The sequence below is a fragment of the Gemmobacter serpentinus genome (genome assembly GCF_008973825.1).
Classification (GTDB): domain Bacteria; phylum Pseudomonadota; class Alphaproteobacteria; order Rhodobacterales; family Rhodobacteraceae; genus Gemmobacter; species Gemmobacter serpentinus.
On the sequence record NZ_WCHR01000005.1, the window covers coordinates 47,420 to 62,436 of the forward strand.

The 15,017-nt window shown below is 64.7% G+C and carries 16 protein-coding genes; 8 read left to right on the forward strand and 8 right to left on the reverse strand.

What is annotated here, in order from left to right; genetic code table 11:
• The first annotated feature begins 419 nt into the window (after positions 1-419).
• The 3 genes from GBJ34_RS02545 to dtd all read left to right on the forward strand — a co-directional run bounded on the left by GBJ34_RS02545 (position 420) and on the right by dtd (position 2,867).
• The gene (locus tag GBJ34_RS02545) at positions 420-1,388 is read left to right on the forward strand and encodes a phosphoribosylaminoimidazolesuccinocarboxamide synthase (RefSeq protein ID WP_404811390.1); all 969 of its coding nucleotides are present in this window, start codon (positions 420-422) and stop codon (positions 1,386-1,388) included.
• Positions 1,389-1,506: 118 nt separating this feature from the next.
• On the forward strand, positions 1,507-2,430 hold the full coding sequence (locus GBJ34_RS02550) for a carbohydrate kinase family protein (RefSeq protein ID WP_151717690.1): 924 nt from the start codon (positions 1,507-1,509) through the stop codon (positions 2,428-2,430).
• Positions 2,427-2,867, forward strand: coding sequence for a D-aminoacyl-tRNA deacylase (dtd, locus tag GBJ34_RS02555; RefSeq protein ID WP_151717691.1), 441 nt, complete (start codon positions 2,427-2,429; stop codon positions 2,865-2,867). Before GBJ34_RS02550 ends, dtd begins: the two co-directional genes overlap by 4 nt.
• A gap of 61 nt (positions 2,868-2,928) precedes the next feature.
• Here dtd and GBJ34_RS02560 read toward each other — a convergent pair whose 3' ends face one another.
• The 4 genes from GBJ34_RS02560 to GBJ34_RS02575 all read right to left on the reverse strand — a co-directional run bounded on the left by GBJ34_RS02560 (position 2,929) and on the right by GBJ34_RS02575 (position 8,138).
• The gene (locus tag GBJ34_RS02560; RefSeq protein ID WP_151717692.1) at positions 2,929-3,462 is read right to left on the reverse strand and encodes a hypothetical protein; all 534 of its coding nucleotides are present in this window, start codon (positions 3,460-3,462) and stop codon (positions 2,929-2,931) included.
• Between the two features lie 71 nt (positions 3,463-3,533).
• Entirely contained in the window at positions 3,534-5,420 is a 1,887-nt protein-coding gene (locus GBJ34_RS02565; RefSeq protein ID WP_151717964.1) for an acyl-CoA synthetase, read from the reverse strand.
• Between the two features lie 313 nt (positions 5,421-5,733).
• A complete protein-coding gene (gene lysM / locus GBJ34_RS02570) occupies positions 5,734-6,189 on the reverse strand; it encodes a peptidoglycan-binding protein LysM (RefSeq protein WP_151717693.1) in 456 nt (151 codons plus the stop codon).
• A 155-nt stretch (positions 6,190-6,344) separates the two neighbouring features.
• Positions 6,345-8,138, reverse strand: a complete 1,794-nt coding sequence (locus tag GBJ34_RS02575) for an ABC transporter transmembrane domain-containing protein (protein WP_192931086.1) — start codon at positions 8,136-8,138, stop codon at positions 6,345-6,347.
• A gap of 406 nt (positions 8,139-8,544) precedes the next feature.
• On the opposite strand from GBJ34_RS02575, the gene GBJ34_RS02580 reads away from it, so the two are divergent.
• The 4 genes from GBJ34_RS02580 to GBJ34_RS02595 all read left to right on the forward strand — a co-directional run bounded on the left by GBJ34_RS02580 (position 8,545) and on the right by GBJ34_RS02595 (position 11,519).
• Entirely contained in the window at positions 8,545-9,219 is a 675-nt protein-coding gene (locus GBJ34_RS02580; protein WP_151717694.1) for a haloacid dehalogenase type II, read from the forward strand.
• Positions 9,216-10,043 (forward strand): alpha/beta fold hydrolase, encoded by an 828-nt coding sequence (locus GBJ34_RS02585; protein WP_151717695.1) that lies wholly within the window; start codon positions 9,216-9,218, stop codon positions 10,041-10,043. Before GBJ34_RS02580 ends, GBJ34_RS02585 begins: the two co-directional genes overlap by 4 nt.
• Positions 10,040-11,020 carry a threonine ammonia-lyase gene (locus tag GBJ34_RS02590; RefSeq protein WP_151717696.1) on the forward strand — a complete coding sequence of 327 codons (981 nt, stop codon included), beginning with the start codon at positions 10,040-10,042 and terminating at the stop codon, positions 11,018-11,020. Before GBJ34_RS02585 ends, GBJ34_RS02590 begins: the two co-directional genes overlap by 4 nt.
• 190 nt (positions 11,021-11,210) lie before the next feature.
• Positions 11,211-11,519 (forward strand): hypothetical protein, encoded by a 309-nt coding sequence (locus tag GBJ34_RS02595; protein WP_151717697.1) that lies wholly within the window; start codon positions 11,211-11,213, stop codon positions 11,517-11,519.
• 88 nt (positions 11,520-11,607) lie between these two features.
• Here GBJ34_RS02595 and GBJ34_RS02600 read toward each other — a convergent pair whose 3' ends face one another.
• Positions 11,608-12,066, reverse strand: coding sequence for a low molecular weight protein-tyrosine-phosphatase (locus GBJ34_RS02600; protein WP_151717698.1), 459 nt, complete (start codon positions 12,064-12,066; stop codon positions 11,608-11,610).
• Between the two features lie 28 nt (positions 12,067-12,094).
• Between GBJ34_RS02600 and GBJ34_RS02605 the strand changes: the two genes are divergently transcribed.
• Positions 12,095-12,793, forward strand: a complete 699-nt coding sequence (locus GBJ34_RS02605; protein WP_151717699.1) for an NAD-dependent deacylase — start codon at positions 12,095-12,097, stop codon at positions 12,791-12,793.
• Between the two features lie 61 nt (positions 12,794-12,854).
• Here GBJ34_RS02605 and rpmB read toward each other — a convergent pair whose 3' ends face one another.
• From rpmB to meaB, 3 genes are all read right to left on the reverse strand, one after another.
• Complete coding sequence (gene rpmB, locus GBJ34_RS02610) at positions 12,855-13,142, reverse strand: 50S ribosomal protein L28 (protein WP_151717700.1); 288 nt, start codon at positions 13,140-13,142, stop codon at positions 12,855-12,857.
• A gap of 101 nt (positions 13,143-13,243) precedes the next feature.
• Positions 13,244-13,870, reverse strand: coding sequence for a methylated-DNA--[protein]-cysteine S-methyltransferase (locus tag GBJ34_RS02615; protein WP_151717701.1), 627 nt, complete (start codon positions 13,868-13,870; stop codon positions 13,244-13,246).
• On the reverse strand, positions 13,870-14,874 hold the full coding sequence (gene meaB, locus GBJ34_RS02620; RefSeq protein ID WP_151717702.1) for a methylmalonyl Co-A mutase-associated GTPase MeaB: 1,005 nt from the start codon (positions 14,872-14,874) through the stop codon (positions 13,870-13,872). The genes GBJ34_RS02615 and meaB overlap by 1 nt, the downstream gene beginning before the upstream one ends.
• Positions 14,875-15,017 lie beyond the last annotated feature (143 nt).

The following is a 15,017-nucleotide window of genomic DNA, read 5'->3' on the forward strand; positions in this document are numbered from 1 at the left end:
AATGCCTTTCGCTATCGCGGAACTGCCCGCACTCGTGCTGAACATAACGCAGGCCGCGCCGGTTTGAAGGGGGAAAGACCGGCACGCGCGCGCATTTGCCCAAAGCCGCGCCAAACCCTTCTCCGAAGGGTTTGAAGGGGGCGCTCGCGCCCCCTCGGCCTTCGGCCTCACCCCCCGAGGATATTTATGAACAGATGAATGAGATGTGTGCCCGTCTTCATCTGTTCATAAATATCCTCGGGGGGAGGAGCCGCAGGCTCCGTGGGGGGCAGACAGCCCCCCGGCAACGCGGGGCATAGATCAACCCGTTGCTGCCTGGACGGACTTGCTGAACCGTCACCGTTGCAGAATCGGCTTCATTGACTCCCGCCCCCGCCTGCGCGATGAGGCGTGCAACCAGCCCCTTGCCTGTGGAGGCCATGATGCGCGTTCTTCCCGAAGCCCGTATCCCAGAATTGCCCAATCCCTATTTCGGCAAGGTGCGCGATTGCTATGACCTTCCCCCGACGGTCGAGGTGCCCGAGGGGCGGCGCATCCTGATTTCCTCGGACCGGATTTCGGCCTTTGACCGGATCCTGGCGGCCATTCCCTATAAGGGGCAGGTGCTGACCCAGCTGGCGCGCTGGTGGTTTGATCGCACTGGCGACATTTGCGGCAATCATGTGCTGGCCTATCCGGATGCCAATGTGGTGATCGGCAAGCGGCTGACTATCCTGCCGGTGGAGATCGTGGTGCGCGGCTATCTGGCGGGCACCACCGGCACCTCGGTGCTGACGCTTTACAAGCAGGGCCAGCGCCAGATGTATGGCCACGTCCTGCCCGACGGCTTGCGCGACAATCAGGCGCTGCCGCAGGCGATCATCACCCCCACCTCCAAGGCCTTTGACGGCGGCCATGACGAGCCGCTGACCGCAGCCGAGATCGTGGCGCAGGGCCTGCTGACCCAGGCGCAATGGGATGAGGTTTCGGCCAAGGCACTGGCCCTGTTTGCCCGCGGGCAGGCCATGGCGGCTGAGCGCGGCCTGATCCTGGTCGATACGAAATACGAGTTTGGTACCGATCTGGACGGCAATATCCTGATCGCTGACGAGATCCACACCCCCGACAGCAGCCGCTATTGGCTGTTGGATGGCTATGAGGCGGCTTTGCGCGATGGCAGCCGTCCGCCCAGCTTTGACAAGGATGTCATCCGGTCCTGGGTCGGTGCGCGCTGCGATCCCTATCACGATCCGATCCCGGAAATTCCGGCCGAGATGATCGAACAGACCGCACAGGTCTATATTCAGGCCTATGAGGCGATCACCGGCGAGAAATTTGTGCCCGATCAGTCCGGCGAGACGCCGCTTGCGCGGGTGCGGGCCAATCTGGCACCGTTTTTCACCGCCTGACTTCATGCGCCTGGATTGCAGGCGCGCCAGCGGTTGAGAGCGCAGATTGTCTTGCGTGATGTTTGCGCTAACGGCGCGGAAATCGTATAGGCTTGAGCAAATGCCGGGGAGGTGAGCAATGATTCTGAGTTGTGGAGAAGCCCTGATCGACATGCTGCCGCGCCAAAGCACGGCGGGCGAGGCCTGTTTTGCGCCCTATGCGGGCGGGGCCGTCTTCAACACCGCCATTGCGCTTGGCCGTTTGGGGGCACCGTCGGCCTTCTTCTCGGGCGTCTCCACCGACATGCTGGGCGAGATTCTGGCCGAGACTTTGTCGGCGTCAAAGGTCGATATCCAGCATCTGGCGCGCTCCGCCCGCCCGACCACTGTGGCCTTCGTGAAGCTGGTGGAGGGTCAGGCGACCTACGCCTTCTATGATGAGGGCACCGCCGGGCGGATGCTGTCCCAGGATCAACTGCCCGATCTGCCGGCAGAGGTCGATACGCTGTTTCTGGGTGGCATCAGCCTGGTGAATGATCCTGCTGCCTCCACCTATGAGGCGTTGCAGGCGCGCGAGGCGGCTGCCCGCGTGACCATGATCGATCCCAATATCCGCCCCGGCTTCATCGCAGGCAAAGAGGCTGAATACCGCGCAAGGGTGGAGCGGATGATCGCCCGCGCCGATATCGTGAAACTGTCGGATGAGGATCTGCATTGGCTGCTGGGTGCGGGCGATGTGGTGGATCTGGCGCGCAGACTGCTGGCCAAGGGGCCGAAGCTGGTCTTTATCACCGAAGGGGCCGATGGCGCGCGTGCCGTGACCGCCACGCAAAACCGCTTTGTCGCGGCGACCAAGGTCACGGTGGCGGATACCGTGGGCGCAGGCGACACGTTCAATGCGGGTGTGCTGGCCGCGCTCCATGAGGCGGGGGTGCTGACCAAGGCCGCCCTGGGCACCCTGTCCGATGCGGTTCTGGATGCAGCCCTCAGCCTTGGCACGCGGGCCGCCGCCGTGACGGTCAGCCGTGCAGGCGCCAATCCGCCCTGGCGGCACGAGCTGTGAGGGCGGTTGTCCAGCGCGTCACGCACGCGAAGGTGACGGTGGATGGTCAGGTGACCGGCGAGATCGGCGCAGGCCTGATGATCCTGATTTGCGCCATGCAGGGCGATTCCGAGACGCAGGCCGATCAATTGGCGGCCAAGATCGCCAAGCTGCGCATCTTCAAGGATGATGCCGACAAGATGAACCTGTCGGTGCGCGACATCGGCGGTGCCTGTCTGGTGGTCAGCCAGTTTACCCTTGCGGCGGATCTGCGCGGCAACCGCCCCGGCTTTTCCACCGCCGCCCCGCCCACCGAAGCGCAACGGCTTTACGAATATTTCACCGCCCGCCTGCGGGAAGAAGGCCTGCCCACGGCAAATGGCATCTTCGGCGCGGATATGGATGTGGAACTGGTCAATCAGGGGCCGGTGACCATATGGATGGATACCGCGACCTGAGCCGCCTGCCGAAAGGAAAAGGCCGCCCATGTGGACGGCCATTTCCCCCAAAGGGCGCAGATCAGTTGAACGGATTGCCGTCGCTGTCATCCTCCAGCACGTTCACGCATTCGATCAGCGCATTGATCGAGGCAGAAGACCCTGCCAGTGAATAGCTTTGCACATGGCTGCCGCTGTCATTGCCAAGATGCAGATTGCGCCCCTCCACCACTTCCATCAGGAAGCGGGTCGCTGCGTCACCGCCGGGCAGATTGAACAGCACCGAATTCTGGTAAAGTTCCGCATTGGTCAGTGACCAGGGCGAACGGCGGTCGACCTGCACCTGCAGATCGGCGGCCCCCCCTTCGGAAAAGTTCCAGCCGGTCGAGTAGAATTGCAGCTTTACCGCGTTCCACGGATCGGCCCAGATCGAGAAGGTATTGCCACCATCCACCACCTGCGCCACGCAGGAAATGGAGCCATCGTCAAAGCCCACGATCTCCACCATCCAGTTCTTGTGGGTCAGGATACGCTCCGATTGCGGCTCTGCCGCCGCCGGAAGGGCCAAAAACAGACCCGCCACCATTACAGCACCCGCCAAACCCCGCAGCGCCATGAAAAGTCTCCCCCAAATCAGGGTTCAACTTTTCTTGAGCTGCGTGATTCCCACAAGAGGAAAGCGCGGGGTCAGGGCTTCCAGTCCCAGGGATTGGTGAAATTCCCCAACAGATCGGCCACCTTCGCCTCGTCTATGCGCGGGGCCAGCAGCGCGACAAGGCCCCGCTTCTTGTCCTCGACCACCTCGACGACGCGGGCATTGAGCCCCTCCCCGGCCAGAGCCGTATCATAGACCCGGCGGATCGCCAGGCGGCGCAGATCGGGCTTGAACACCTTGCCGACCGCCGTTTTCGGCAACTCGTGCAGAATTTCGATATGCTTGGGCACGGCGGCGCGCTCATGGATATGCGATTTGGCATAGTCCATCAGCTGTTCCACCGTGGCTGTGGCACCTTTCACCAGTTCGACATAGGCGCAGGGCAGCTCGCCCGCATGGCTGTCGGGCTGGCCGATGGCCCCGACAAAGCCCACGGCCTCATGCCCCATCAACGCCTCTTCGATCACCGCCGGGTCGATATTGTGGCCACCCCGGATGATCAGGTCCTTGGCCCGACCGGTGATGAACAGATAGCCCTCCGGGTCGATCCGGCCCAGATCGCCGGTGCGCAGAAACCGCCCTTCGGCAAACAGCGACCTGTTCTTGTCGGCCTCGGTATAGGTCGATCCTTCAAAGACGCCCGGATTTGCCACGCAGATCTCGCCCACCTCATCGGGCCCGCATTCGCGAAAGCCCCCCGCCCGGTCGGTTTGCAGGATGCGCACATGGGTATAGGGGAAGGGAATGCCGACCGAGCCGCTCTTCTTGGCCCCCGAAGGCGGGTTGCAGGACACCAGACAGGTGCATTCGGTCAGACCATAACCTTCGATGATCTGGACGCCGGTGGCTTTCTCAAACCGATTGAACAGCTCGATCGGCAACGGGGCCGAGCCGGAGAAGGCACCACGAAGGGTGCTGACATCGGCATTGACCGGGCGCTGCATCAGCGCCGCAAGCGCCGTCGGCACGGTGATCAGATAGGTCACCTTCCAGCGTTCGATCAGCTTCCACAGGTTGTCGAACACCCCCTCGCCGCGATAGCCCGCAGGCGTCGGGAACACGACATGTCCACCGCTTGCGATCATCGACATCAGGATCGGATAGACCGCGAAGACATGGAACATCGGCAAGGGGCACATGACGGTATCGGTCTCGCGGAACAGCAGGCGATGGCCGAGCCAGCCATTATAGACCATGCCCGAGACCTTGTGCTGCGCGACCTTCGGCATTCCCGTGGTGCCGCCGGTATGGAAGTAGGCCGCGACCCGGTCCACCGGCGTATCGGTGAAGGTCAGCCGGTCGGACGGATGTTCACGCAGGGCGCTGCGGAAGCTGCGCACATTGGCCGTATGGGTGACGCTGGTCTTTGGCCGCAGGAAATGTGCGATCCATTTCTTCGGCGGCTTCAGATAGCGCAGAAGGTCGATCTCCAGCACGGTTTTCACCGCAGGTGCATGTTTCACCGCCTCTGCCACCTTGGCGGCGAGGTCAGTCTTGGGGAAGGCGCGCAGCGTCACCACGACCTTTGCCCCGGTCTCGCGCAGGATGGCGCTGATCTGCTCGGGTTCCAGCAGCGGATTGATCGGGTTCACGATGCCCGCAACCATGCCGCCCAGCAGGACATGCACCGTCTCGCTGCAATTGGGCAGCACAAAGGCCACCACATCGCGCTCGCCCACGCCGAGGCTGCGGAACAGGTTGGCGCTTTGGGTAACGCGGGCCAGCAATTCGTTCCAGCTCTGGGTCTCGGACGCATCCCCCGGCCCCGAGGTCAGTTGGTAGGATACCGCCGGGCGATCCCCATGCGCGGCCGCGGTGCGCGACAGGAATTGATGGATGGTGCGCGCCGGATCGCGGGCATCCCATGTCATCTCGGACTCGATGGCCCGAATATCGGCCAGCGTGGCAAAACTTCCCATCATGCACTCCTCCCTGCCCCCGGTTCGCCGGGATGCCTCCTGCCCTTCAAGATGCGGATTGTATTGGCTTCCTGCAAGGAAGGATCACGCATGTGTCGTGACGTTGCGGGGACCGACGCGCCGCGTCAAACAGAAATGGGGCGCTCGCGCCCCCTCTTGCGCCTGCGGCGCAATTCACCCCCGAGGATATTTGGAAACAGGTGAAGAAGGGGTCCGATCCTCTTTCACCTGTTGAAAAATATCCTGCGGGGGGCGGGCTCTGAAAGAGCCCGGGGGGCGCAAAGCCCCCCGATCCCCGTCATCAACCCGGCGCTCACTTTTGCGGGATGCGCAGGTTCTGGCCCGGATAGATCTTGTCGGGATGCTTCAGCATCGGCTTGTTGGCCTCGAAGATCTCGTTATAGCGATTGGCATTGCCCAGCGTGGCCTTGGCAATGGCCGACAGGTTGTCGCCCTTTTTCACGGTGTAGAACACAGGCTCGACGCCTGCGGGCATCTCGGCCTCGACCTTGGCGACACCGGCGACATTGCCGACGGCCAGGATGACCTTTTCCTGCTCTTCCGGCGTCGCGGCCGAGCCTGCGAGTTTCACCGTATCGCCTTCGACCTTCACCTCGACGCCCTTGGCGTCAAGACCCAGCTTGTCGATTTCCTTCTGCAGCGCCTCGACCTGTGCACGCACCTGCGTGGTGGTTTCGACCTCTGCCGCCTCGGCCTTGGAACCGAACAGCGATGAACCTGCATCTTTCACGAAGGACCAAACACCCATGGCAATCTCCCATACTGGCGGACAGAGCCCGTTGCCCTGCCCGTAACGGGGGCAGAATGGCCGGGATGGCCGCCCGGGTCCAGTGAAAGATATGCGGCAAAATTCCCCTGCGCGCAGGCGCGGGATATGGCCGATGCCGCCTTCGGAGGTGGATGTCAGATATTGCCATCCGTGAATTGCAGGCGCGCCAGCCGCGCATAAAGCCCGCCCTCTGCCACCAGATCCTCATGCCGGCCCTGCGCCACGATCCGGCCCTGATCGAAGACCACGATCCGGTCGGCGCGCTTCACCGTCGCCAGACGATGCGCCACCACCAGAACCGTGCGCCCCTCACCCAGACGTTCGACCGCCTGCTGCACCGCGCGCTCGCTTTCGGCATCCAGCGCCGAGGTTGCTTCATCCAGCAACAGCACGGGCGCGTCGCGCAGGATGGCGCGGGCAATCGCCACGCGCTGTTTCTGCCCGCCCGACAGCATCACCCCGCGCTCCCCCAGGAAGGTGTCATAGCCCTCGGGCAGCGCGGTCAGGAAATCATGCGCGGCGGCGGCGCGGGCGGCGGCCTCCACCTCGGCATCGCTGGCATCCGGGCGGCCAAAGCGGATGTTTTCGCGCGCCGAGGTCGCGAAGATCACCGGATCCTGTGGCACCAGCGCCAGCGCGCTGCGGAATTCATCGCGCGTCATCTCGCGAAGGTCGATCCCGTCCAGCGTGATGCGCCCCGCCTGCGGATCATAGAACCGCATCAAGAGTTGCAGCATCGTGGTCTTGCCCGCCCCTGACGGCCCGACCAGTGCCACCGTTTCGCCCGGGCGCAGGCGCAGATCCACCCCGGCCAGCGCCGAACGGTCGGGGCGCGCCGGATAGGTGAAGGCCAGACCTTCAAAGCTGATCTCGCCCCGCACCGGACGCGGCAGGGTGCGCGGGGCTACAGGATCCTCGATGGCGTCGCGGGTCTCCAGCAGTTCCACCAGCCGCTCCGTCGCGCCTGCCGCGCGTTGCAGCTCGCCCCAGATCTCGGACAAAGCGCCGACGGCACCTGCGACCATCACGGCATAGATGACGAATTGCACCAGCTCCCCCGGCGACATCGCCCCATCGCGCACATCATGTGCGCCGATCCACAAGACGCCGACAATCCCCGCAAAGACGAGGAAAATCACGATGATCGTCATCAGCGCCCGGGTTGCGATGCGCTGTTTGGCAGAGATGTAGGATTTCTCGGTCACATCGGCAAAGGCCGCCCGGGTGCGCGTCTCATGGGTGAAGGCCTGCACGGTCTGCGCCGCCTGCAGCGCCTCGGCCGCCGTGCCGGACGACGCCGCGATCCAGTCCTGATTGTCGCGGCTGAGCCGGCGCAGCCGCCGCCCCATCACGATGATCGGCACGATCACCACCGGCACGATCAGCAATACCAGCCCGGTCAGCTTGGGCGAGGTCCAAAGCAGGAACCCCATGCCGCCGATCAGCAGCAGCACGTTGCGCAGCGCGACCGAGACGGAAGACCCGATGACCGACAGGATCAGCGTGGTGTCGGTGGTCAGGCGCGACAGCACCTCACCCGTCAGGATTTTCTCATAGAAAGCAGGCGATTGCCCCAAAACCCGATCAAACAGCGCGCGGCGGATATCGGCCACGACCCGTTCGCCCAGCCGGGTGACAAGATAGTAGCGCAGGCCCGTGCCAAGCGCGAGGGCGGCGGCAATCGCCAAGGCCGCCCCGAAATACTGGTCCAGCAGCGCAATCGTATCGCTGTTGAAGCCATCCACGACGCGGCGCACCGCAAGTGGCAGCATCAGACTGACTGCCGCCGTCAGCGTCAAGGCAGCCAGGGCCCCCAGAACCATCGCCCGGTAAGGCGCAAGGAACGGGCCAAGGCTGCGCAGCGCCCCCACCTTTCTCGAGGCGGCACGATCACCTTGCAGATCGGTCATTCCGGGGGCTCTGGCCATGGCGGGTCTCCTGTCTCGCATCCGGGGTTTAGGCGCAGCGGCGCTTTCGGGCAAGCGTGACGGAACGCCGCGATGCTGCTGCCTTGGTCGGGGGTATTGGTCGGGGCGCTTGGTCTTGTGGCCGCCACCGGGTCTTTGACCACAGTCGCGCAACGGGTCTGGTGCCGGGCCCGGCCGTTCTGCCTTGGGCAAGTCATTCTGGGTTTGGCTGTTCGGCAGGCAGATTTTCATGGCCCAGATTGTCCTGAGGCCGATGGTTCTGCCGCCAGACGTGGCAGCCAGAAACAGACCAACTCATGCGGGCCAGTTCCATGCCGCGGTCGGGGCGGATATCGTCGGGGGTTCAATCCGGCCGCAGCCTGTGCCACGCTTGGCACGATGGGGTCCGGGCATGGGGGTGCGGCGCGTGACAATCAGGACGGTGGTCTTTGATGCCTATGGCACGCTGTTTGATGTCGAGGCCGCCGCGCGAGAGGCCGGGCGCAGCCATCCGGTTCTGGCTGAATGCTGGCCGCGCCTTGCGGCCGACTGGCGGCGCAAACAACTGGAATACAGCTGGCTGCGCAGCATCATGCGCCAGCACGAGGATTTCGAACATCTGACCGCCGATTCCCTTGACTGGGCTCTGGAGGCGCAGGGCATCGAAGATGTGGCGCTGCGCCGCCGCCTGCTGGATCTTTATCAGGCGCTGCCCGTGTTCCCCGAAGTGCCTGCCCTGCTGGACACGCTTGAGGCGCGTGGGGTGGAAAAGGCGATCCTGACCAATGCAAGCCCCGCGATGATCGGGCGCAGCCTGACCTCGGCCGGGATTGCAGACCGCTTTGCCGCCGTCATTTCGGTTGAGGTGGTCGGCACCTACAAACCCGCCCCGCGCGTCTATGACCTTGTTCTGGAACGTTTTGCCCTGGCACCCACCGATGTGTTGTTCGTGTCATCCAATGGCTGGGACATTGCGGGGGCCGGGGCCAATGGCTTCACCACGTTTTGGGTCAACCGCGGGGCAGCACCTGTGGACCGCCTGCCCCATCGCCCGAAGCATATCGCCGCCGACCTTTCCAGCCTGACGGATCTTTTGCCATGACCACACAAGTCTTCACCGCATCCGATGGTGCCCGCCTGGCTTACCGCGACGAGGGTGCGGGCCTGCCGCTGCTTTGCCTTTCGGGCCTGACCCGCACCATGGCGGATTTCGACTATCTGGCACCGCATCTGCCCCCCTTGCGACTGATCCGCATGGATTATCGCGGGCGCGGCGCAAGCCAGTGGACCGGCGCCGACAGCTATTCCGTGTTGCGCGAAGGGCAGGATGCGCTGGAATTGCTGGATCATCTGGGGGTGGCGAAGGCTGCCGTTCTGGGCACCTCACGCGGCGGGTTGATCGCGATGTGGCTGGGCGCTGTCGCCAAGGACCGGCTGCTGGGGGTGGCGCTGAACGATATCGGCCCGGTGATCGAACGCGGCGGGCTGGAGCGGATCTTTGACTATCTGGGGCGCAATCCGTCCGCCAAGAGCCATGCGGCGCTGGCCGCGGCCCTTCCGGGTGTCATGCCGGGCTTTGCCAATGTGCCCACCAGCCGCTGGCAGGAAGAGGCCGAAAAGCACTATGTGACCGGCCCGCGCGGGCTGCAGATCACCTATGACCCAGCCTTGCGTGATGCCTTCATCGCCGCTTTCAAGGCCGATCTGCCGGACGCCTGGCCGCTGTTCGATGCGTTGGCCGGCCTGCCGCTGGCGCTGATCCGGGGCGCGAATTCGGATCTGCTGTCTGAGGCAACTGCCGCCGAGATGCGCCGCCGCCGCCCCGACATGATCTTTGCCGATGTGCCCGACCGCGCCCATATTCCCTTTCTGGACGAGGCCGAAAGCCTTTCCGCCCTTCGCCAATGGATCGAGACCCTGAAATGACCGATATCACCCGGATCGAGGCCGCAGCCTTCCGCTTGCAGGGCCATGCCCTGCGCACCCCGCTGCTGGGTTCGGATTTCCTGAACCAGATCGCCGGGCGCAGGCTTTGGCTTAAGGCGGAATGCCTGCAACTGACCGGATCCTTCAAGTTCCGCGGCGGCTGGTCGGCGGTCTCGGCGCTGGAGCCCGAGGTGCGGGCGCGCGGCGTGATCGCCTATTCCTCGGGCAATCACGCGCAGGGGGTGGCGCTGGCCGCACAGCGCCACGGTGTGCCTTGCGTCATCATCATGCCCTCGGACGCGCCGCGCCTGAAGATCGACAATACCCGCGCCTATGGGGCCGAAGTGGTGCTGTTTGACCGCGACCGCGATGACCGTGACGCCATCGGCAATGCCATCGCATCCGAACGCGGGCTGACGCTGATCAAACCCTATGACGAGCCGGAGGTGATCGCGGGCCAAGGCACCTGCGGGTTGGAGATCGCCGAACAGGCTGCTGAACACGGCATCCGCGAGGCTGATGTGCTGGTCTGCTGCGGCGGTGGCGGGTTGACGGCGGGCGTCGCGCTGGCGCTGGAAAGCCGCGCCCCTGGCCTGCGCGTGCGCCCCTGCGAGCCGGAAGGCTTTGACGATACCGCCCGCAGCCTTGCCAGCGGCCAGATCGAGCGCAACGCCCGGCTGTCCGGCACACTTTGCGATGCGATTGCCACGCCGTCGCCGGGGGCGATCACCTTTCCGATCAACAAAAGGCTGTGCGGCCCCGGCCTCGTGGTGTCTGAAGACGAGGCACTGCAGGCGGTGGCATTGGCCTGGCTGCGGCTGAAGATCGTGCTGGAGCCGGGCGGCGCGGTGGCGCTGGCCGCCGCCCTGTTCCGCCGCGAATCCCTTGCCGGGGACGACGTGATCTGCATCGGCAGCGGCGGCAATCTGGACACCGCGATCTTCCGCATGGCGATGGATCGCTTTGCCTCGGCATGAGGGTGCAGGGCCTAGGTTTGGTGTCGATCCGCCCCGCCGCCCCTGCCGCTGGTGGGCAGGCGGGACGGATCGGCCAAATCCCGCGCATTTGCGGCAGATCATTGAACAATTCGCGACGAATCGGCATAATTGCTGACAGAAAATGACCCGTGGCGGAGGGAAACCCCGCCCACAGGCAAGAGGCAGAGACATGAAGAAAACCCATCTGGCAGGTGCCTTTGCGGCGCTTGGACTTTCCCTTGCAGCCTCCGCCGCCATGGCCGGTCCGATCGAGCGGGCCTGCCGCAGCAGCGACAATGGCAATCGCGCCGTCTGCGGCTGCATCCAGCAGGTTGCGGATATGACGCTGCGCGGGGGCGATCAGCGCCGCGCCGCCAAGCTGATGAAGGATCCCGATCTGGCGCATGAGGTCTGGATTTCCAAGCGCGAGGCCGATGACGCTTTCTGGGATCGCTACAAGAATTTCGGCCAGATGGCCGAGGCCTATTGCGCGCAATAACGCAATAAGCCGGAACAGCTTCAAACGCGGATGCCCGACATCCGTTCTGTTTTGAGAATCCCCGTCCGGTCAACACCGGGCGGGGTGTTCATTTATGCAAGGCCGCAATCAGCCCGTCACTGGCCGCCTCGCAGAGATCAATCGTCAGATCGAAGGTGCCCGTATACCAGGGGTCGGGCATCTCGACATGGCCACAGCCGGGTGCAAGGTCGAGGAACAGCCGGGGCTCCACCCCCTGCCCCGTCTTGCGCCGCAAGGCTTGCGCATCGCGCAGGTTCTGGCGATCCATCACCAACACATGGTCGAAGCGGCTGAAATCATCCGCCCGCAACTGCCGAGCGCGCAGCGAGGTCAGGTCATAGCCGCGCGCATGGGCGGCCGCGATCATCGGTGGATGCGGTGCCTCGCCCGCATGCCAGCCGCCGGTTCCTGCGCTATCGACCTGTGTGACCAGCCCGGCCGTGGCGGCACGGGCACGGAACACCGCCTCCGCGGTGGGGGAACGGCAGATATTGCCCAGACAGACAAAGAGGATACGATGGGTCATCCCCCTGATCTGGCACGGAGCGCGCGCGATGAAAAGACTGGTGATCCTGACCGGCGCGGGGATCAGCGCGGAAAGCGGGCTTGGCACCTTTCGTGAGAAGGATGGGCTGTGGACGCGCTATGACCTGAACGATGTGGCGACGCCACGGGGCTTTGCCCGCAATCCCGGCCTTGTGCTGGATTTCTACAATGCCCGCCGCGCCAATGCCCGCGCGGCATGCCCCAATGCCGCGCATGTGGCGCTGGCAGAGCTGGAGGCGTTCTGGCCCGGCGAGATGCTGATCGTGACCCAGAATGTCGATGACCTGCATGAACGCGCGGGGTCGCAATCCATCCTGCATATCCATGGCGGGCTGGAGGGCGCGCTATGTGCGGCCTGCGACCATCGCTGGCCCGCCCCCGCCGAGATGCGGCTGGCGGATGCCTGCCCGGCCTGCGGCCATGCCCCGGCACGGCCTGATATCGTCTGGTTCGGCGAATATCCCTATCACATGCAGCAGATTGAGGCCGCCTTGCTGCGCGCCGACCTGTTCGTGGCCATCGGCACCTCCGGCACGGTCTATCCGGCGGCGGGCTTTGCCGAGATCGCGGCGCGGACCGGGGCGGACTGTCTGGAACTGAACGCAGAGGCCAGTGCTGTGGCCCCCGATTTCGACGAGGTGCGCCTTGGCCCCGCCAGCCGGATCGTGCCGGAATGGGTGGCGGAACTGCGCGCAGCGCTAGGGTAAGCCACCCAAAAGCAAAAACCCCGCCAAAGGCGGGGCCATGCATCAGTACCGCGTCGGGCGATCAGGCAGCAGCCTGGGCCTTGGCGATGTCTTTCTTGATTTTCAGCGCCTTGTCCGACAGCTCTTCGTCTTTCGACTTGGCGAGGAACGCGTCCAGACCGCCACGGTGATCGACAGTGCGCAGGGCATGAGCCGAGACGCGCAGCTTGAACGATTGGCCCAGGATGTCGGACATCAGGGTCACGTCGTTCAGGTTCGGCAGGAAGCGCCGCTTGGATTTGTTGTTGGCATGGCTGATGGTGTTGCCAACCATCGGGCCTTTTCCGCTCAGTTCGCAGACGCGCGACATCGTCTTGTTCCTTGTCTTTCGGACCCTTGCTGAAAGGCGGCGGCCCGGAGTAACACCATGGAGCCCGCCCGGTGGCAGGTTCCGAATTCCATCGACGCCGTTTAGGCGGATTCCCCCCCGCCGTCAAGCGATTCACGCGAAATGCCTGCGCCGGATTCAAGGCCCAGCAATGCGGCCTTGCGCCAAAGCCCGGCCCCATAGCCGGTCAGCTTGCCATCCGCCGCCACCACACGATGACAGGGCACCAGGATCGCCAACGGATTGGCCCCGTTGGCCGCAGCCACCGCCCGAACGGCATCAGAGCGGCCAAGGCTGGCGGCCAGCGCACCATAGGTGGTGGTGCGACCTGCCGGGATTGCCTGCAAGGCCCGCCACACCGCCTGCTGAAACGGCGTGCCAAGCGGGACAAGTGGCAGGTCTGGCAGGCCCTGCCCCGCGAAATAGCCGTTGAGCGCGCCCTCCAGCCGCGCGGTCACCGCATCGGGCCCGACGGCGATCCGCGCCTTGGCGTGGAGGGAGAGTTGGCGCAACTCGCGCAGCAGCCGGTCGCGTTCGGTGAATTCCAGCAGCAGCAGACCCGCACCATCCGAGACCGCGATCATCGGGCCAAGCGGCGTAGCCAAGCAATCGGCCATAAGTCGCGCCTGATCGCGCGGCACCAGATCGTGGCCCAGCAGCTTCGGCAGCACCGCCGCCAGACTTGCCGCATCGGTGATGCGGGCGGGCATCAGCGCCCCATATGGGCCAGAAGTTCCGCCGCAGCCTCGTCCGGGGTGCGGGCCCCCTGCCCGACCAGCGTGCCCAGATGTTCCATCACACCCTTCAAGGGTTCCCTTGTCAGGCGGGCCAGCAGGCTGTGGCGCACCTCTTCCTCGAACCAGTGGCGGGCCTGCATCGCCCGGCGCGATTGCCAATGGCCATGATCGCGCCGCCATTGCGCCAGAAACTGCATCTCCTCCCAGGCGGTGGCCAACCCGTCTTCCTCCAGCGCCGAGACCGACAGCGCCTTGGGGAAGCCATCCGGGTCTTGCGGGCGGCGGCGCAGCAGACGCAATGCACCGGCATAATCGGCGCGGGTGCGCATCGCGGCAGGTTTCAGATCGCCATCGGCCTTGTTCACCAGAATGAGGTCGGCCATTTCCATGATGCCGCGTTTGACGCCCTGCAATTCATCCCCACCCGCAGGTGCCAGCAGCAGCAGAAACAGATCGCACATTTCGGCCACCATGGTCTCGGACTGGCCGACGCCCACGGTCTCGATCAGCACAATGTCAAAGCCTGCCGCCTCGCACAGCGCCACCGCCTCACGCGTGCGGCGTGCCACGCCCCCCAGATGTGTGCGTGAGGGCGAGGGACGGATGAAGGCCAGCGGATCTCGGCTGAGCCGTTCCATCCGGGTCTTGTCGCCAAGGATGGAGCCACCCGAACGCGCCGAGGACGGATCGACCGCCAGCACCGCCACCCGCAGCCCTTGCGCGGTCAGAAAACAGCCAAAGGATTCGATGAAGGTGGATTTCCCCACCCCCGGCGTTCCGGAAAGCCCGATGCGCAGGGCCTGCCGCCCGGATTTCGACAGCTCGGCCACCAGTGCGCGCGCCGCCGCACGATGATCGTCGCGCGCGCTTTCGACCAGCGTGATGGCGCGGGCCAGCGCCCGGCGTTCGCCCGCGCGCACGGCCCCGGCAAGCGTGTCCGTGTCGATCACGGATTGTGCGGGGGGTGTAACATCCATGCGGCTCCTCCGGCGGTTCGGGGCATCTGGCATCACGGGTTCGGCATCGTGCAGCCGATCCGGGCATATGCAGGCTGTAATGCCCGAGACGAACATTATATTCCAGTGGGCAAAGGCGACGCATGGTCGCAGGTCTGATCTTG